Source organism: Cupriavidus basilensis (genome assembly GCF_000876015.1).
GTDB classification, from domain to species: Bacteria; Pseudomonadota; Gammaproteobacteria; order Burkholderiales; family Burkholderiaceae; genus Cupriavidus; species Cupriavidus basilensis_B.
This window is the reverse complement of sequence record NZ_BBQM01000022.1, coordinates 171,548-186,199: the sequence shown is the minus strand read 5'-3', so window position 1 is coordinate 186,199 and position 14,652 is coordinate 171,548. Positions and strand designations below refer to the sequence as shown.

Annotated in this window: 16 protein-coding genes; 7 read left to right on the top strand and 9 right to left on the bottom strand. The window is 67.8% G+C overall.

The annotated features are described in order from the left end of the window. Positions 1–11: 11 nt before the first annotated feature. Positions 12–1,664: an MFS transporter gene (locus KF708C_RS24235; protein WP_059413531.1), complete on the bottom strand. Its 1,653-nt coding sequence runs from the start codon at positions 1,662–1,664 to the stop codon at positions 12–14. Positions 1,665–1,964: 300 nt separating this feature from the next. Here KF708C_RS24235 and KF708C_RS24230 point away from each other — a divergent pair, with 300 nt between their 5' ends. From KF708C_RS24230 to KF708C_RS24210, 5 genes are all read left to right on the top strand, one after another. Next, a complete protein-coding gene (locus KF708C_RS24230; RefSeq protein ID WP_196812899.1) occupies positions 1,965–2,720 on the top strand; it encodes a TrmB family transcriptional regulator in 756 nt (251 codons plus the stop codon). Positions 2,721–2,856: 136 nt separating this feature from the next. Further along, positions 2,857–3,219, top strand: coding sequence for a CidA/LrgA family protein (locus KF708C_RS24225; RefSeq protein WP_020423849.1), 363 nt, complete (start codon positions 2,857–2,859; stop codon positions 3,217–3,219). Continuing rightward, on the top strand, positions 3,216–3,941 hold the full coding sequence (locus tag KF708C_RS24220; protein ID WP_020204158.1) for an LrgB family protein: 726 nt from the start codon (positions 3,216–3,218) through the stop codon (positions 3,939–3,941). The genes KF708C_RS24225 and KF708C_RS24220 overlap by 4 nt, the downstream gene beginning before the upstream one ends. Before the next feature lie 110 nt (positions 3,942–4,051). Further along, positions 4,052–4,417: a VOC family protein gene (locus KF708C_RS24215; RefSeq protein WP_020204157.1), complete on the top strand. Its 366-nt coding sequence runs from the start codon at positions 4,052–4,054 to the stop codon at positions 4,415–4,417. Positions 4,418–4,490: 73 nt separating this feature from the next. After that, complete coding sequence (locus tag KF708C_RS24210; RefSeq protein WP_059413530.1) at positions 4,491–5,204, top strand: helix-turn-helix transcriptional regulator; 714 nt, start codon at positions 4,491–4,493, stop codon at positions 5,202–5,204. Positions 5,205–5,228: 24 nt separating this feature from the next. On the opposite strand, the gene KF708C_RS24205 is transcribed toward KF708C_RS24210, so the two are convergent. Genes KF708C_RS24205 through KF708C_RS24195 form a run of 3 tightly spaced genes read right to left on the bottom strand, consistent with a single transcriptional unit; the run spans position 5,229 to position 8,001 of the window. Further along, the gene (locus KF708C_RS24205; protein ID WP_020204155.1) at positions 5,229–5,720 is read right to left on the bottom strand and encodes a glutathione peroxidase; all 492 of its coding nucleotides are present in this window, start codon (positions 5,718–5,720) and stop codon (positions 5,229–5,231) included. A gap of 38 nt (positions 5,721–5,758) precedes the next feature. Continuing rightward, the gene (locus KF708C_RS24200) at positions 5,759–6,898 is read right to left on the bottom strand and encodes a PilT/PilU family type 4a pilus ATPase (RefSeq protein WP_059413529.1); all 1,140 of its coding nucleotides are present in this window, start codon (positions 6,896–6,898) and stop codon (positions 5,759–5,761) included. A gap of 59 nt (positions 6,899–6,957) precedes the next feature. After that, positions 6,958–8,001 carry a type IV pilus twitching motility protein PilT gene (locus KF708C_RS24195; protein WP_059413528.1) on the bottom strand — a complete coding sequence of 348 codons (1,044 nt, stop codon included), beginning with the start codon at positions 7,999–8,001 and terminating at the stop codon, positions 6,958–6,960. Positions 8,002–8,063: 62 nt separating this feature from the next. Between KF708C_RS24195 and KF708C_RS24190 the strand changes: the two genes are divergently transcribed. Both KF708C_RS24190 and proC read left to right on the top strand, forming a co-directional pair. Continuing rightward, on the top strand, positions 8,064–8,789 hold the full coding sequence (locus KF708C_RS24190) for a YggS family pyridoxal phosphate-dependent enzyme (protein WP_059413527.1): 726 nt from the start codon (positions 8,064–8,066) through the stop codon (positions 8,787–8,789). A 58-nt stretch (positions 8,790–8,847) separates the two neighbouring features. After that, positions 8,848–9,672: a pyrroline-5-carboxylate reductase gene (proC, locus tag KF708C_RS24185; RefSeq protein WP_059413526.1), complete on the top strand. Its 825-nt coding sequence runs from the start codon at positions 8,848–8,850 to the stop codon at positions 9,670–9,672. Positions 9,673–9,792: 120 nt separating this feature from the next. Here the strand turns inward: proC and ubiA are convergent, their stop codons facing one another. The 5 genes from ubiA to KF708C_RS24160 all read right to left on the bottom strand — a co-directional run bounded on the left by ubiA (position 9,793) and on the right by KF708C_RS24160 (position 14,542). Further along, positions 9,793–10,650, bottom strand: coding sequence for a 4-hydroxybenzoate octaprenyltransferase (gene ubiA / locus KF708C_RS24180; RefSeq protein WP_020204150.1), 858 nt, complete (start codon positions 10,648–10,650; stop codon positions 9,793–9,795). A 240-nt stretch (positions 10,651–10,890) separates the two neighbouring features. Beyond that, a complete protein-coding gene (locus tag KF708C_RS24175; protein ID WP_029043847.1) occupies positions 10,891–11,376 on the bottom strand; it encodes a Dps family protein in 486 nt (161 codons plus the stop codon). Positions 11,377–11,456: 80 nt separating this feature from the next. After that, complete coding sequence (locus tag KF708C_RS24170; RefSeq protein WP_020204148.1) at positions 11,457–11,663, bottom strand: hypothetical protein; 207 nt, start codon at positions 11,661–11,663, stop codon at positions 11,457–11,459. Between the two features lie 75 nt (positions 11,664–11,738). After that, positions 11,739–13,187 (bottom strand): catalase, encoded by a 1,449-nt coding sequence (locus tag KF708C_RS24165; RefSeq protein ID WP_020204147.1) that lies wholly within the window; start codon positions 13,185–13,187, stop codon positions 11,739–11,741. A 401-nt stretch (positions 13,188–13,588) separates the two neighbouring features. Beyond that, positions 13,589–14,542: a LysR substrate-binding domain-containing protein gene (locus tag KF708C_RS24160; protein ID WP_020204146.1), complete on the bottom strand. Its 954-nt coding sequence runs from the start codon at positions 14,540–14,542 to the stop codon at positions 13,589–13,591. Positions 14,543–14,652 lie beyond the last annotated feature (110 nt).

Genomic DNA, 14,652 nt, shown 5'->3' with positions numbered 1-14,652 from the left:
CGGTGTGTGGTTCAGTGTTCGAGATCCGGGTCGATGGCGGTGGCGCGGAGATTGGGAAGCAGGGCCGCGCCGATCACGCCGACGACGCCGGTGATGACGACCGGATACATCAGGCCGCCGAAGACGTTGCCGGTCGACTGGGACAGGAAGGTCGCGACGAACGGCAGGATGCCGCCGAAGATCCCGGCGCCGATGTGATACGGGAACGACAGCGCCGTGTAGCGGATGCGCGCCGGAAACAGCTCGACCAGATAGGCCGCCACCGGGCCGTAGACCATCGCCACCATCGCGGTCATCAGCACGAGGATGAGCACGATCATGGCGCTGTCGATCTGCGCGGGGTCGGCGCTGGCCGGATAGCCCGCCGCGGCAAGCGCCCTGGCATAGGCCGCCTTGTCGAAGCCGGGAATCAGCGGGGATGCGCCGATGCCGAGCGCCACCTCCTGGCCGGCGACGGCCGGCGCGAACGTGAAGCTGACGCCGCGCGCGACCAGGTATTTCTTCACCTGGACGCACAGCTTGCGGTGGTCGGGGTGGGTGCCGATCAGCGCGGCCTGGAGGCTGAAGTCGCACTGGCCGTGCGCGTTGTCGACGTGCAGCTGCACGGGAGCCGCCTCGGTGGCGTGGACCAGCGCGGGATTCCCGGCCCGCATCAGCGCGCCGAACATCGCGTGATAGGACAGCGCGGCGAGCAGCAGGCCGGCGACCATGATCCACTTGCGCCCGATCCGGTCGGACAGCCAGCTCATCAGCACGAAGCTGGGCGCGCCGATCAGGAAGCCCAGCGCGACGAGCCGGTATGCGCTCTCCTGGTCGATCAGCACGGCCTGCTGCAGGAAGATCATCACGTAGAACTGGCCCGTGAAATAGGTGGCGCCCTGGCCCGCGGTCACGCCCAGCAGCGCGAGCACGACGAGCTTCAGGTTGCGCCACTGGCCGAAGGTCTCCTTGAACGGATTGGGCGAGAGGCGGCGCTCGCGCTTCATGCGCGCGAACACCGGCGACTCGTGGAGCCTGGCGCGCACGTACACCGAGATCACCAGCATGACCAGCGACAGCAGGAACGGCACGCGCCAGCCCCAGGCGCGGAACGCCTCGGTGCTCATCGACGCCTGCGTCGCCATGATGACGAGCAGCGAGAGGATCAGGCCGGCCGACGACGTGATCTGGATCCAGCCGGTCAGCAGGCCCCGTCGCTTCGGCACGCAGTGCTCGGAGACGTAGATGACCGCGCCGCCGTATTCCCCGCCGACCGCCAGGCCCTGCACCACGCGCAGCGCCAGAAGCAGGATCCACGACAGGTGCCCGGCGCTCTCGTAGGACGGCAGCAGCCCGATCAGCACGGTCGAGCCGCCCATCATGACCACGGTCATCAGGAACGTGTACTTGCGCCCGAGCTTGTCGCCGAGGTAGCCGAAGAAGATCGAGCCGAGCGGCCGGATGACGAAGCCGACCGCCAGCGCGCCGAGCGCGGCCAGCAGCGATACGGTCGGATTGTCGGCCGGGAACAGCACGCGGCTCATGAAGACGGCGAGCGAGCCATAGATGAAAAAGTCGTACCACTCGAAGAGCGTGCCCAGCGTCGAGGCGGCGACGATCTGCCGCTCCTCCTTGCGCGTCAGCTCCGCTGACGAATCGTGGCTGATGATGGCTTCTGCTGACATCTGTCTGGCTCCGTTTCTCGATTTCCTGAAAATCTGTCGAACACTTTCGACACATCGGTACGTTAGCAATTGCCGTGCCATCGCAGCTGGCAATATCAACGCTTATTAGTATATTTACGCACAAATATCGGCACTAAAAGCGAATTTATCAGGATCCATCTTGGTGCGCAAGCCACCAAATGGTGCAAAATTCCGGCGATCTGTCGAAGGATATGGACACATCACAAGGTGGACTTGTCGATGGATTTCGACACTCGGCTACACTGCGGTATCTCTCGACCCGATGTGGAGTCCGCCGCGGTGGAAGCTGAACTCGCCCAACTGGGCATCACGAAATCGTTGTTCAACCTTTACATGGCCGCCGCCGAGCTCGGCGAGGCGACCATCGCCGAGGTGGCGGCGCGGGCCGGCATGGTCCGCACGACCGCGTACCATGCGCTGCAGCGGCTCGAGGAAGAGGGCCTGGTGACGATCGCTGACCGCGACGGCAAGCGCATCGTGGTGGCGGAAGATCCGCGCAAGCTGCTCGAGCGCGGCAAGGCGCGGCTGCAGGCGATCGAGGCGCTGGTGCCGCAGATGCGATCGGTCTACAACCGCATCAAGGGCAAGCCGCAGATCCGCTTCTTCGAAGGGGAGGAAGGCATCCGCACGGTCCTGTGGGAATCGCTGACGCTGACGGGCGCGCCCAGGGTGCTGCGCGGCTACCTGTCGATGCACGAGCTGGAGCAGACGCCCGGCCTGGGCGAGGTGGAGCGCTTCCTGAACGAGCGTGTGCAGCGCGGCATCGAGCTCAAGGTCATCCGCTCGCGCCAGCGCGACATCCAGCCGATCTGGCCCACGAGCCGCGCCGAGCGCCGCGAGCTGCGCTACGCGCCGCCGGAGATGGAGATATCGATGACCACCTTCATCTTCGACAACCGCGTGTCGCTGATCTCGTCGCGCCACGAGAACTACGGGCTGATCATCGAGAGCGAGGAGTTCGCCACCATGCAGCGCGGCCTCTTCGATACCGTCTGGAGCGTGAGCGAGGCCTCGCGGCCGCAGGACTCCATCTAGCCCGCGGCCCGCCGCGCGGCGGGCCGGCTATGACCACCCGGGCGCTTGCGGCCTTGCCGGCGCGGCCCGCCGGCAAGGCCGCGCCGGGTTACCATGCGGCTGCCCCAGATCCGCACGCTCCGGCGTGCCCTTCGCCATGCTCCAGACCTTCGCCATCCTCCTCGTCTTCCAGTCCGTCGGGGAAGCCCTCAGCTATGCCCTGAGCCTGCCCGTGCCCGGCCCGGTGATCGGCATGATCCTGCTGTTCTGCTGGCTCGCCATCGACGACCGCATCCTGCCGGTGATCCAGGGCACCACCTCCGAGCTGCTCAAGCACCTGTCGCTGCTGTTCGTGCCGGCCGGCGTCGGCATCATGGTGCATGCGCACCGCATCGGCGGCGAGTGGCTGCCGATCGTGGTGGCGCTGGTGCTGTCGACCTGGCTGGCCATCGCCACCACCGCGCTGGTGGCGCGCGCGCTGATGCGCCGCGCGCACGGCGGCAACGGAGAGCGCGCATGATGACGCCGCGCCTCAACGAGATCTGGGTCTACCTGGCGGCCAGCCCGCTGCTGGGCCTGACCGCCACGCTGCTGGCCTACGTGTTCGCGTTCCGCATCTACGAGCGCGCGCGCTTCTCGCCGCTGGCCAACCCGGTGATGATCGCGGTGGCGATCCTGGTCACGCTGCTGACCGTGACCGGCACGCCGTACAAGACCTACTTCGACGGCGCGCAGTTCGTGCACTTCCTGCTCGGGCCGGCCACGGTGGCGCTGGCGGTGCCGCTCTACCTGCAGTTGCCCAAGCTGCGCCGCCACGTGCTGCCGCTGCTGGGCGGGCTGCTGGCGGGCTCGCTGGTGGCGGTGGTCTCGGCGGTGGGCATCGCCTGGCTGCTGGGCGCGTCGCCGGAGACGATCCGCTCGCTCGCGCCCAAGTCGGTCACCATCCCGATCGCGATGGGCGTGGCCGAGAAGATCGGCGGGCTGCCCTCGCTCACCGCGGTGCTGGTGATGCTGACCGGCATCATCGGCGCGGTCAGCGCGACGCGGCTGCTGAACCTGCTGCGCATCACCGACTACACCGTGCGCGGCTTCGCCACCGGGCTGGCGGCGCACGGCATCGGCACCGCGCGCGCGTTCCAGGTCAACCAGGAAGCGGGCGCCTTCGCCGCGCTCGGCATGGGCCTGAACGGCGTGCTGACGGCGGTGATGGTGCCGGTGCTGGCGGCATGGATGCCGCGCTGAGCGCGGTCGCGCACAGGGCGGCGGCGGCCGCACAAATCGCTGCTGACAGCACGTTGTCAGGAGCCCCCGCGCATGATCGGCCTCTCCAACCCGACCGCAAGGAGGTCATCATGAGTGGACTGATCAACTGGCTTGAAATCCCCGTCGCCGACATGCCGCGCGCCATCCGTTTCTACGAGCAGGTATTCCAGACCCGCCTCAAGCGCGAAATGATGGAGCAGATGGACATGGCGATATTCGACAACATGGAGCCCGGCGGCGCGCTGGTGGCGGGCGAGTCCTTCCGGCCCTCGGCCGACGGCTGCGTGCCCTACCTGCACGCGCCGGGGCTGGTGGCGCTGCTGGCGCGCGCGCAGGCCGCGGGCGGCAAGACCGTGTTCGGCCCGCTGCAGCTGCCTGGCGACATCGGCCACATCGCGCATATCATCGATACCGAAGGCAACCGCATCGGCCTGCACCAGCCGCTGGCCGGCTGAACAGGCCGGCCGGAAGCGCCGCCAACAGGCGCGCCATTGCCAACCTTTCCGCCCGAGACATGAACCGAGTCCGATGAGCCGCCGCGCCGACCGCTTTTTCCAGATCGTCCAGGTGCTGCGCGGGCGCCGCCTGACCACGGCGGCGCTGCTGGCGCAGCGGCTCGGCGTGTCCGAGCGCACGGTGTACCGGGACATCCAGGCGCTGTCGCTGTCGGGCGTGCCGGTCGAGGGCGAGGCGGGCATCGGCTACCGGCTGCGCGCGGACTACGACGTTCCCCCGCTGATGTTCACCGCCCTGGAAGTCGAGGCACTGGTGGCCGGGCTGCGCCTGCTCAAGGCCTGGGGCGGCGGCGCGCTGGCCGCCGCGGCCGATCCCGCGCTGGAGAAGCTGGTGGCCGCGCTGCCGCCGGCGCGGCGCCTCGCGGCGCAGCAAAGCCGCGTGTTCGCGCCCGAGTTCGTCAACCATCCCCAGGTGCGCGACGCCTTCGACGTGGTGCACGGCGCCATGAACGCCCAGCGCCTGCTGCGCCTGGACTACACCGACGCGCAGCAGCGCGCCACCGACCGCGTGGTGCAGCCGCTCGGCCTGTTCTTCTGGGGCAACAACTGGCTGCTGGCGGCGTGGTGCACCACGCGCACCGACTACCGCAGCTTCCGCCTGGACCGCTGCCGCAGCATCATCATGCTCGACGACCGCTTCCACGAAACGCCGGACCGCTCGCTCAACGGCTTCCTGCGCGCGGTGCAGGCCAGCGGCGCGGGCGGCGACAACCCCGCGCGCGCGTAGCGTCGATGGTGCCGGCGATGCGGCTTACGCCGGCTCGGCCAGCAGCGTCTCGATGTCGGCCTTGATGTCCTCGGGCTTGGTGGTCGGCGCGTAGCGCTTGAACACCGTGCCGTCGCGGCGCAGCAGGAACTTGGTGAAATTCCACTTGATCGCCTCGATGCCGAGCACGCCGGGCTTCTCCGAGGTCAGCCAGCGGTACAGCGGATGCGCGTTGGCGCCGTTGACGTCGATCTTGGCGAACATCGGGAAGGTGACGTGGAAGCGCGCCTCGCAGAACTGGCCGATCTGCGCGGCGTCGCCGGGCTCCTGCTTGCCGAACTGGTTGCACGGGAAACCCAGCACTTCCAGGCCGCCCGCGCCGTATTGCTCCTGCAGCGCCTGCAGGCCCGCGTACTGCGGCGTGAAACCGCATTCGCTGGCGGTGTTGACGACCAGCAGTACCTTGCCGGCGAAGCGCGACAGCGGCACCGCATCGCCGGCAAGCGAACTGGCTTCGAACTGGTAGACGTTGCTCATGGCGGCACTCCTTGGTTGGCCCGCGCGGCGCGCCGGCTTCAGATGACGTTGAGGTGTTCGGTGCCGGCGCCGAGATCGCTCTCGCGGTCGCGCGAACCATGCAGCTTGATCATCAGGCGCAGGTCGTTGAGCGAGTCGGCGTTCTTCAGCGCGTCTTCATAGCTGATCTTGCCGGACTCGTAGAGGTCGAACAGCGCCTGGTCGAACGACACCATGCCCTGCTCGCGCGATTTCTTGATGACTTCCTTGAGCGCGTGGATCTCGCCCTTGAAGATCAGGTCGGCCACCAGCGGCGTGCCGATCATGATCTCCACCGCCGGCACGCGGCCCTTCTGGCCCTTGCGCGGCAGCAGCCGCTGCGAAATCATCGCCTTGAGGTTGAGCGACAGGTCGATCAGCAGTTGCTGGCGCTTTTCCTCGGGGAAGAAGTTGACGATGCGGTCGATGGCCTGGTTGGCGTTGTTGGCGTGCAGCGTGGCCAGGCACAGGTGGCCGGTCTCGGCGTACTGCATCGCGTATTCCATGGTCTCGCGGTCGCGAATTTCGCCGATCAGGATCACGTCGGGCGCCTGGCGCAGCGTGTTCTTCAGCGCGATGTGCCAGGACTCGGTATCGATGCCCACCTCGCGCTGCGTGACGATGCAGTTCTGGTGCGCGTGCACGTATTCGATCGGGTCCTCGATGGTGATGATGTGCCCGTAGGAATGCGCGTTGCGATGGTCGAGCATGGCCGCCAGCGAGGTGGACTTGCCCGAGCCGGTGGCACCGGTGACGATCACCAGGCCGCGCTTGGCCATCACGATGTCGTGCAGCGTCGGCGGCAGGTCGAGCTCGTCGACCGACGGGATGCGCGTGTTGATGGTCCGCACCACCATGCCGGCCTTGCCCTGCTGGATGAAGGCGGAGACGCGGAAGCGCCCGGCGCCCTGCACCGAGATCGCGAAGTTGCATTCGTGGCTGTGGTCGAACTCCGCGATCTGGCGCTCGTTCATGATGGAATGCACCAGGTCGAGCGCCTGCGCCGGAATCAGCGGCTGCTGCGAGACCGGCGTGATCTTGCCGTCGACCTTGATCGCGGGCGGGAATTCGGCGGTGATGAACAGGTCCGAGCCGCGGTTGTTCACCATCAGCTCGAGCAGGTCGTTGATGTACTTGGCGGCGGATTCGCGGTCCAGCATGGCAGTTACCTGTTTCGGGTACGGCGGTCGGGTGTGGGGATCGGCGGCGCGGCCGCGCCTCAACCCGTGAAGGAGTCGGGGTTCTTGGCGATGGCGCGCGCGTCGGTGTAGCCGATCAGCCCGCGCTTGATCAGGTCCGACAGGCACTGGTCCAGCGTCTGCATGCCCATGCCGCTGCTGGTCTGCATCATCGAGTACATCTGCGCGATCTTGTTCTCGCGGATCAGGTGGCGGATGGCCGGCGTGGCGATCATGATCTCATGCGCCGCGGTGCGGCCGTTGCCGTCGCGCGTCTTGAGCAGCGTCTGCGAGATCACCGCCTCGAGCGATTCGGACAGCATGGTGCGCACCATGTCCTTTTCCTCGGGCGGGAACACGTCGACGATCCGGTCGATGGTCTTGGCCGCCGAGCTGGTGTGCAGCGTGGCGAACACCAGGTGGCCGGTTTCCGCGGCGGTCAGCGCCAGGCGGATGGTTTCCAGGTCGCGCAGCTCGCCCACCAGCACCACGTCGGGGTCCTCGCGCAGCGCCGAGCGCAGCGCGTTGGCGAACGAATGCGTGTGCGGCCCCAGCTCGCGCTGGTTGATCAGGCTCTTCTTCGAGGTATGCACGAACTCGCTCGGGTCTTCCACGGTCAGGATGTGGCCCATGTCGTGGTCGTTGCGGTGGTCCACCATCGCCGCCAGCGTGGTCGACTTGCCCGAGCCGGTGGGCCCCGTCACCAGCACCAGGCCGCGCGGCTTCATGCACAGGTCGGCGAACACCGCCGGCGCGCGCAGGTCTTCCAGCGTCAGCACCTTGGAGGGAATGGTCCGGAACACCGCGGCCGCGCCGCGCTGCGTGTTGAATGCGTTGACGCGGAAGCGCGAAAGCCCGGCGATCTCGAACGAGAAGTCGATCTCCAGGCGTTCTTCATACTGTTTGCGCTGGGTGTCGCTCATGATGTCGTACACCATGGCGTGGACGTCCTTGTGCGCCATCGCGGCCACGTTGATGCGGCGCATGTCGCCGTGGATGCGGACCATCGGCGGCATGTCCGCGGACAGATGAAGATCGGACGCCTTGTTCTTGACGGCGAAAGCCAATAGCTGCGCGATGTCCATCTATAATGACCCCACCCTTTTTTGTCGTACTTTGTTGTACTTCTTGATATGTTCGCCGGATTATGTCTGTAATCGCCGCCAACTTGCAAGCCGTGCACCGGCGCATCGCGGCAGCCGCACAACAGGCCGGACGGGTGGCCGCCGACGTCACCCTGCTGGCGGTTTCCAAGACCTTCCCGGCGGATGCCGTGCGGGCCGCCTTCGACGCCGGCCAGCGCGCCTTCGGCGAAAACTACGTGCAGGAAGGCGCCGACAAGATCGGGCAACTGGCCGACCTGCGCGATGCCATCAGCTGGCATTTCATCGGCCCCCTGCAAAGCAACAAGACACGCGTGGTGGCCGAGCGCTTCGACTGGGTCCACGCGGTGGACCGCCTGCGCATCGCCGAGCGGCTGTCGGCGCAGCGCCCGGCGGGACTGCCGCCGCTGCAGGTCTGCCTCCAGGTCAATATCAGCGGCGAAGCCAGCAAAAGCGGCGTGACCCCGGCGGAAGTGCCCGCGCTGGCGCGCGCCGTGGCGGCGCTGCCCGGGCTGCGGCTGCGCGGGCTGATGGCGATTCCCGAGCCGGCCGCCGATGCCGCCGCGCAGCGCCGGCCGTTCGCGGCCATGCGCGCGCTGCTCGAAACCCTGCGCGCGCAGGGCCTGGACGTGGACACCCTGTCGATGGGCATGTCCGCGGACATGGAGGCCGCCATCGCCGAAGGCGCCACCCTGGTGCGCATCGGCACCGCGATCTTCGGCGGCCGCGACCACGGCCGCGCGCCCCAGGCCAGCGCCACGCACGGCTGATTGCCACCCGCCCGCCGGCGGCCCCTTTCCGAATTCCAGCCAGAGACAAAGACAAGCGATGCTCGACACCCTCACCTTCGGCTTCCTCGGCGGCGGCAACATGGCCACCGCCCTGATCGGCGGCCTGATCGCCCGCGGCGTGCCCGCCACCTCGATCCGCGTGGTCGACCCGTTCGAGGACGCCCGGGCGCGCCTGCGGCGCGACCACGGCGTGCATGCCGCCGCCGCGCCCGACGCCGCCTTCGGCGCCAGCGACGTGCTGGTGCTGGCGGTCAAGCCGCAGCAGTTCCGCGACGCCGCCGCGTCGCTGGCGCCGTATCTCGCCGACAACCTGATCGTCAGCGTGGCCGCCGGCATCCGCCTGTCCGACATGCAGCGCTGGTTCGGCGGCCACGCGCGCCTGGTGCGCGCCATGCCCAACACCCCGGCGCTGGCCGGCATCGGCATGACGGGCCTGGCCGCCGCGCCCGGCCTCGGCGAGCGCGACCGCGCGATCGCCGGCGCGCTGGCCGAAGCGGTCGGCAAGTGCGAATGGGTGGAAGGCGACGCGCAGATCGACGCCGTCACCGCGATCTCCGGCAGCGGCCCGGCCTATGTCTTCTACTTTGTCGAGGCGATGGAAAAGGCCGCCGCCGAACTCGGCCTGAGCGCCGCGCAGGGACGCGCGCTGGCGGTGGAGACCTTCCGCGGCGCCGCGGCGCTGGCCGCGCAGTCGGCGGAGCCGGTCAGCGTGCTGCGCGAGCGCGTGACGTCGAAGGGCGGCACCACTTACGCGGCGCTGACGTCGATGCAGGCCTCGGGCATCGGTGACGCTTTCGTGAAAGCCATGCACGCGGCCGCCGCGCGCGCGGCGGAGATGGGCGCGGAATTCGGCAAGGACTGAGCCGGGAAAGCAAAGCGCAGGAAGACGCGGCGCAAACCCGCGATTCCGGGGCACCAGCCGAAGCCGGCGGATGGGCCGACACCGCGCGGGCGGGCCCAGGCAAGGTGTCCTCCCCAGGAATCAGCGCAGCGCGTAGGCCGCCGCCGTCCCCGCGAACACGAACGCGCCGAGCCAGTTGTTGTGGCGGAACGCGGCGAAGCATTGCATGCGGTCGCGGCCGCGGATCAGCGTGTAGTGATAGGCCACGCAGACGGCCGCGGCCGCCAGCCCGGCCCAGTAGGGCCAGCCCAGCCCGAGCCGGGCGCCGGCCCACGCCATCAGGCCGAGGAAGGCGGCGTAGCACAGCATGATGGCCGCCACGTCGAAGCGGCCGAAGGTGATGGCCGAGGTCTTCATGCCGATCAGCAGGTCGTCGTCGCGGTCGACCATCGCGTAGGCGGTGTCGTAGGCCACCGCCCAGAACACGTTGGCCAGCAGCATGATCCACGCCACCGCGGGCACCTCGCCGCGCACGGCGGCGAAGGCCATCGGGATGCCGAAGCCGAAGGCGATGCCGAGATAGGCCTGCGGAATGGCGAAGAAGCGCTTGAAGAACGGATAGGTGGCCGCGATGATGGCCGCCGCCACCGCCAGCCATTTGGTCAGCGCGTTGAGCGGCAGGATCAGCACGAAGGCCAGCAGCGCCAGCACCGCCGCCACCGCGATGGCTTCCCACGCGGCGATCTTGCCGGCCGTGAGCGGGCGTTCCTTCGTGCGCTTGACGTGCTTGTCGAAGTCGCGGTCGGCCCAGTCGTTCATGGCGCAGCCGGCCGAGCGCATCAGGAAGGTGCCGGCGAAGAAGATCCAGAACAGGCCCCACGCGGGCGGCCCGCCGGCGGCCATCCACAGCGCCCACAGCGTGGGCCACAGCAGCAGCAGCGTGCCGATGGGCTTGTCGATGCGCACCAGGCGCGCGTACAGGGCGAGGCGTTCGAGCATGGCAGGGGTCCGCGATGCGGAGGGCGGACGGAAAAGCTGGGACGTTGAACGAAAAACGCGCCGCGGCCCGGTCGAGGCGCGGCGCGCGAGGCGGCTGATGGTCAGGCGGTCAGGCGGCGCGGGAAACGCGCCCGGATGACAAGCGCGTGACACGCGATTGACGCTCGCCGGCAGTCGGCAGAGGGGCGACCGGCCTTCCGGCGCCCCCGTCAGCGGCGCCGGCCGGCACCGACCGGCAACTCAGGCCAGCATCGAGCGCAGCATCCACGCGGTCTTTTCGTGCGTCTGCATGCGCTGGGTCAGCAGGTCGGCCGAGGGTTCGTCGCCGGCGGCGTCGATCACCGGGAACAGCGAGCGCGCGGTGCGCACCACGGCTTCCTGGCCTTCGACCAGCTTGCGGATCATCTCGGTGGCTTCGGGCACGCCCTCTTCCTCGGCGATCGACGACAGGCGGGCGTATTCCTTGTAGGTGCCCGGCGCCGGGTAGCCCAGCGCGCGGATGCGCTCGGCGATGGAGTCCACCGCCAGCGCCAGCTCGTTGTACTGGGTCTCGAACATCAGGTGCAGCGTGTTGAACATCGGACCCGTGACGTTCCAGTGGAAGTTGTGGGTCTTGAGATAGAGCGTGTAGGTATCCGCCAGCAGCTTCGAGAGACCTTCTGCGATCTTCTTGCGTTCTTTGTCGGAAATACCGATGTTGACGCTCATCTCATTTTTCTTTGCCATGATAGGTACGCTCCAGATCTGGGGGTGGCCACGAAAACTGCCGCGCGACTCGGACGCGGCACAACCCGCACATTATGGCATCACCCACCGAAGACGGACAAACCGCCGGTGAAAGTCCGCGCGGCGTCCAGGAACATCGCGGCGGCGCCCAGCGCGATCACCGCCATGCCGATTTCCTTGCGCCACAGCTTGCGCTGCAGGCGCGCCGCATCGGCATGGCCGGCGCGGTCGTGCGCGTCGTGGCGCAGTTGCTGCAACTCGCTGACGAACAGGTCGATCATGGCCATGATGGTTCTCCTTGCGTTGCCGTCCGGCCGGCGCCCCCCCCCGGGGCGCCGGCACGGGCCGGGGTGTGACTTCGGTTACTTCAGGTTGAGCGCGCGCTTGACGCCCTCGCCGTAGGCCGGGTCGGCCTTGGTGAAGTGCTCGATCTGCACGCGCACGATGTCTTCGGGCACGCCCTGCATGGCCGCCGCGATGTTCGCGTACAGGCGCTGGCGCTGCGCCTCGTCGAACAGGCGGAACAGCGCGCCGGGCTGGCTGTAGTAGTCGCCGTCGACGCGGTGGTCCCAGTGGTCGGCGGCCTGCCCGTCCAGCGCCAGCGGCGGTTCCGCGGCGCGCTCGCTGGCGGCGTAGGCGCCCAGGCGGTTGGGCTCGTAGTTCAGCTTGCCACCCTGGTTGCCGTCCACCCGCATCGCGCCGTCGCGGTGGTAGCTGTTGGGCACCGGCACCTTGGGCGCGTTCACCGGGATCTGGTTGTGGTTCACGCCCAGGCGGTAGCGCTGCGTGTCGCCATACGAGAACAGCCGGCCCTGCAGCATCTTGTCGGGCGAGAAGCCGATGCCGGGCACCACGTTGGCCGGGTTCATCGCCACCTGCTCGACCTCGGCGAAGTAGTTGTCCGGGTTGCGGTTGAGCTCCAGCACGCCCACGTCGATCAGCGGGTAGTCCTTGTGCGGCCACACCTTGGTGAGGTCGAACGGGTTGATGTGGTACCTGGCCGCCTCGGCCTCGGGCATGATCTGCACGCGCACGTTCCAGCGCGGGAAGTTGCCTTTCTCGATGTTCTCGAACAGGTCGCGCTGGGCGCTCTCGCGGTCGCCTGCCACCACCTTGGCGGCTTCCTCGTTGGTCCAGTTGGCGATGCCCTGCGCCGACTTGAAGTGGAACTTGACCCAGAAGCGCTCGTTGGCCGCGTTGATGAGCGAATACGTGTGCGAGCCGAAGCCGTGGATCTGGCGGTAGTTCTGCGGCAGGCCGCGGTCGCTCATCAGGATGGTGACCTGGTGCAGCGATTCGGGATGGCGCGACCAGAAATCCCACACGGCGACGGCGTCGCGCAGGTTGGTGCGCGGGTTGCGCTTCTGGGTGTGGATGAAGTCGGGGAACTTGAGCGGGTCGCGCACGAAGAACACCGGCGTGTTGTTGCCGACCACGTCCCAGTTGCCTTCGTCGGTGTAGAACTTGATCGAGAAGCCGCGCACGTCGCGCTCGGCATCGGCCGCGCCGCGCTCGCCGGCCACGGTGGAGAAGCGCATGAAGATCGGCGTCTGCTTGCCGACCTGGCCGAACACCGAGGCCTTGCTGTACTTGCTGATGTCATGCGTGACGGTGAAGGTGCCGTGGGCGCCGGAGCCCTTGGCGTGCACGCGCCGCTCGGGAATCACCTCGCGGTCGAAGTGAGCGAGCTTTTCGAGGAACCACACGTCCTGCAGCAGCATGGGGCCGCGCGGGCCGGCGGTCTGGGAATTCTGGTTGTCGGCGACCGGCGCGCCCGCGCCGGTGGTGAGAATGTCCTTGTCCTTGCTCATCATGACCTCTTTTGTGGGTGATCGGGAAGTTCTGGCTGGGGGAACCGGTTTGGCAAGCCGCCGGGTAATTTCAGTACACCCGGGCGTAACAGGCAAGGCAATCGGCCACCGCGCCCGCCAGCGTGCGCAGGAGGTTGCCCCGGTCGGTGGATTCGATGCTGTTCATCTGTGGCTCCCCTGGATGATCGGCACGCAATGTGTCGATGGAGGCAGTCTACGGACAATCTATTAAATTTGAAATTCAATAATTTCTAACTATGAAATAGACGTCACCTATGTCCTCCGGGCGGAGCCGCGGAATCGGCGAAAAATCAGCAAAAAATCGGCGGAAAACGGGGGACGGGAGAGCGCGGCGGGACGGGCGGGAAGCCCGTCCCGGAACAGGCAACGCGGGGCCCCGCTCAGGCGGCCTCGGCCAGTTCCTTGGCGGCCAGCTTGCTCACGCCGGGCAGGTCGCACGCGGCCACCGCGCGGCGCAGCGCTTCCATCGCCGGCAGGCGGGTGAAGCTCTTGCGCCAGGCCAGCACCACGCGCCGGTCGGGCACCGGGTCGGTGAACGGCACGTAGGCCAGCAGGTCGTTCTTGTTCGGCTTGAGATCGGGCACCGAGGTGCGCGGCAGCACCGTGATGCCGACGCCGCTGGCCACCATGTGGCGGATGGTTTCCAGCGAGGAGCCCTCGAAGGTCTTCTGGATGCCGTCGGCGGCCTGCGAGAAGCGCGACAGTTCCGGGCACACGCCCAGCACCTGGTCGCGGAAGCAGTGGCCGCTGCCCAGCAGCAGCATGGTCTGCTGCTTGAGCTCGTCGGGATCGACGTGGCTGGCCTTCTCGAGCTGGTGGCCGCGCGGCACCGCCACCACGAAGGGCTCGTCGTAGAGCGGCTGCACCGTGAGGCCGGAGTCGGCGAACGGCTCGGCCATGATGGCGCAGTCGATCTCGCCCTGCTTGAGCAGTTCGATCAGCTTGACCGTGTAGTTCTCCTGCAGCATCAGCGGCATCTGCGGCACGGTCTGGATCATCTCCTTGACCAGCGAGGGCAGCAGGTAGGGCCCGATGGTGTAGATCACCCCCAGGCGCAGCGGCCCGGCCAGCGGATCCTTGCCCTGCTTGGCGATCTCGCGGATGGCCATCGTCTGCTCCAGCACGCGCTGGGCCTGCGCCACGATCTGCTCGCCGATCGGCGTCACCGACACCTCGGAGGTGCCGCGCTCGAAAATCTGCACATTGAGCTCGTCTTCCAGCTTCTTGATGGCAACCGACAGAGTCGGCTGCGACACGAAGCAGGCTTCGGCGGCCCGGCCGAAATGGCGCTCGCGCGCCACGGCGACGATGTACTTGAGTTCGGTGAGCGTCATGACTTATCAATTCCCGTTATGCGATAGATTTTACCTTCGAATCACGGTTCTGTCAGAGGTCGCCGTCGATGCGGCGCATGCGGTGCTTCATGGCTGTCTCACTGCCGTCA

What these genes read in the sequence shown, in the direction of transcription:
- KF708C_RS24235 (WP_059413531.1), bottom strand. Translation starts at nt 1,664, where the DNA reads ATGTCAGCAGAAGCCATCATCAGCCACGATTCGTCAGCGGAGCTGACG.
- KF708C_RS24225 (WP_020423849.1), top strand. Translation starts at nt 2,857, where the DNA reads ATGCTCCAGACCTTCGCCATCCTCCTCGTCTTCCAGTCCGTCGGGGAA.
- KF708C_RS24220 (WP_020204158.1), top strand. Translation starts at nt 3,216, where the DNA reads ATGATGACGCCGCGCCTCAACGAGATCTGGGTCTACCTGGCGGCCAGC.
- KF708C_RS24215 (WP_020204157.1), top strand. Translation starts at nt 4,052, where the DNA reads ATGAGTGGACTGATCAACTGGCTTGAAATCCCCGTCGCCGACATGCCG.
- KF708C_RS24210 (WP_059413530.1), top strand. Translation starts at nt 4,491, where the DNA reads ATGAGCCGCCGCGCCGACCGCTTTTTCCAGATCGTCCAGGTGCTGCGC.
- KF708C_RS24205 (WP_020204155.1), bottom strand. Translation starts at nt 5,720, where the DNA reads ATGAGCAACGTCTACCAGTTCGAAGCCAGTTCGCTTGCCGGCGATGCG.
- KF708C_RS24200 (WP_059413529.1), bottom strand. Translation starts at nt 6,898, where the DNA reads ATGCTGGACCGCGAATCCGCCGCCAAGTACATCAACGACCTGCTCGAG.
- KF708C_RS24195 (WP_059413528.1), bottom strand. Translation starts at nt 8,001, where the DNA reads ATGGACATCGCGCAGCTATTGGCTTTCGCCGTCAAGAACAAGGCGTCC.
- KF708C_RS24190 (WP_059413527.1), top strand. Translation starts at nt 8,064, where the DNA reads ATGTCTGTAATCGCCGCCAACTTGCAAGCCGTGCACCGGCGCATCGCG.
- proC (WP_059413526.1), top strand. Translation starts at nt 8,848, where the DNA reads ATGCTCGACACCCTCACCTTCGGCTTCCTCGGCGGCGGCAACATGGCC.
- ubiA (WP_020204150.1), bottom strand. Translation starts at nt 10,650, where the DNA reads ATGCTCGAACGCCTCGCCCTGTACGCGCGCCTGGTGCGCATCGACAAG.
- KF708C_RS24175 (WP_029043847.1), bottom strand. Translation starts at nt 11,376, where the DNA reads ATGGCAAAGAAAAATGAGATGAGCGTCAACATCGGTATTTCCGACAAA.
- KF708C_RS24170 (WP_020204148.1), bottom strand. Translation starts at nt 11,663, where the DNA reads ATGGCCATGATCGACCTGTTCGTCAGCGAGTTGCAGCAACTGCGCCAC.
- KF708C_RS24165 (WP_020204147.1), bottom strand. Translation starts at nt 13,187, where the DNA reads ATGAGCAAGGACAAGGACATTCTCACCACCGGCGCGGGCGCGCCGGTC.
- KF708C_RS24160 (WP_020204146.1), bottom strand. Translation starts at nt 14,542, where the DNA reads ATGACGCTCACCGAACTCAAGTACATCGTCGCCGTGGCGCGCGAGCGC.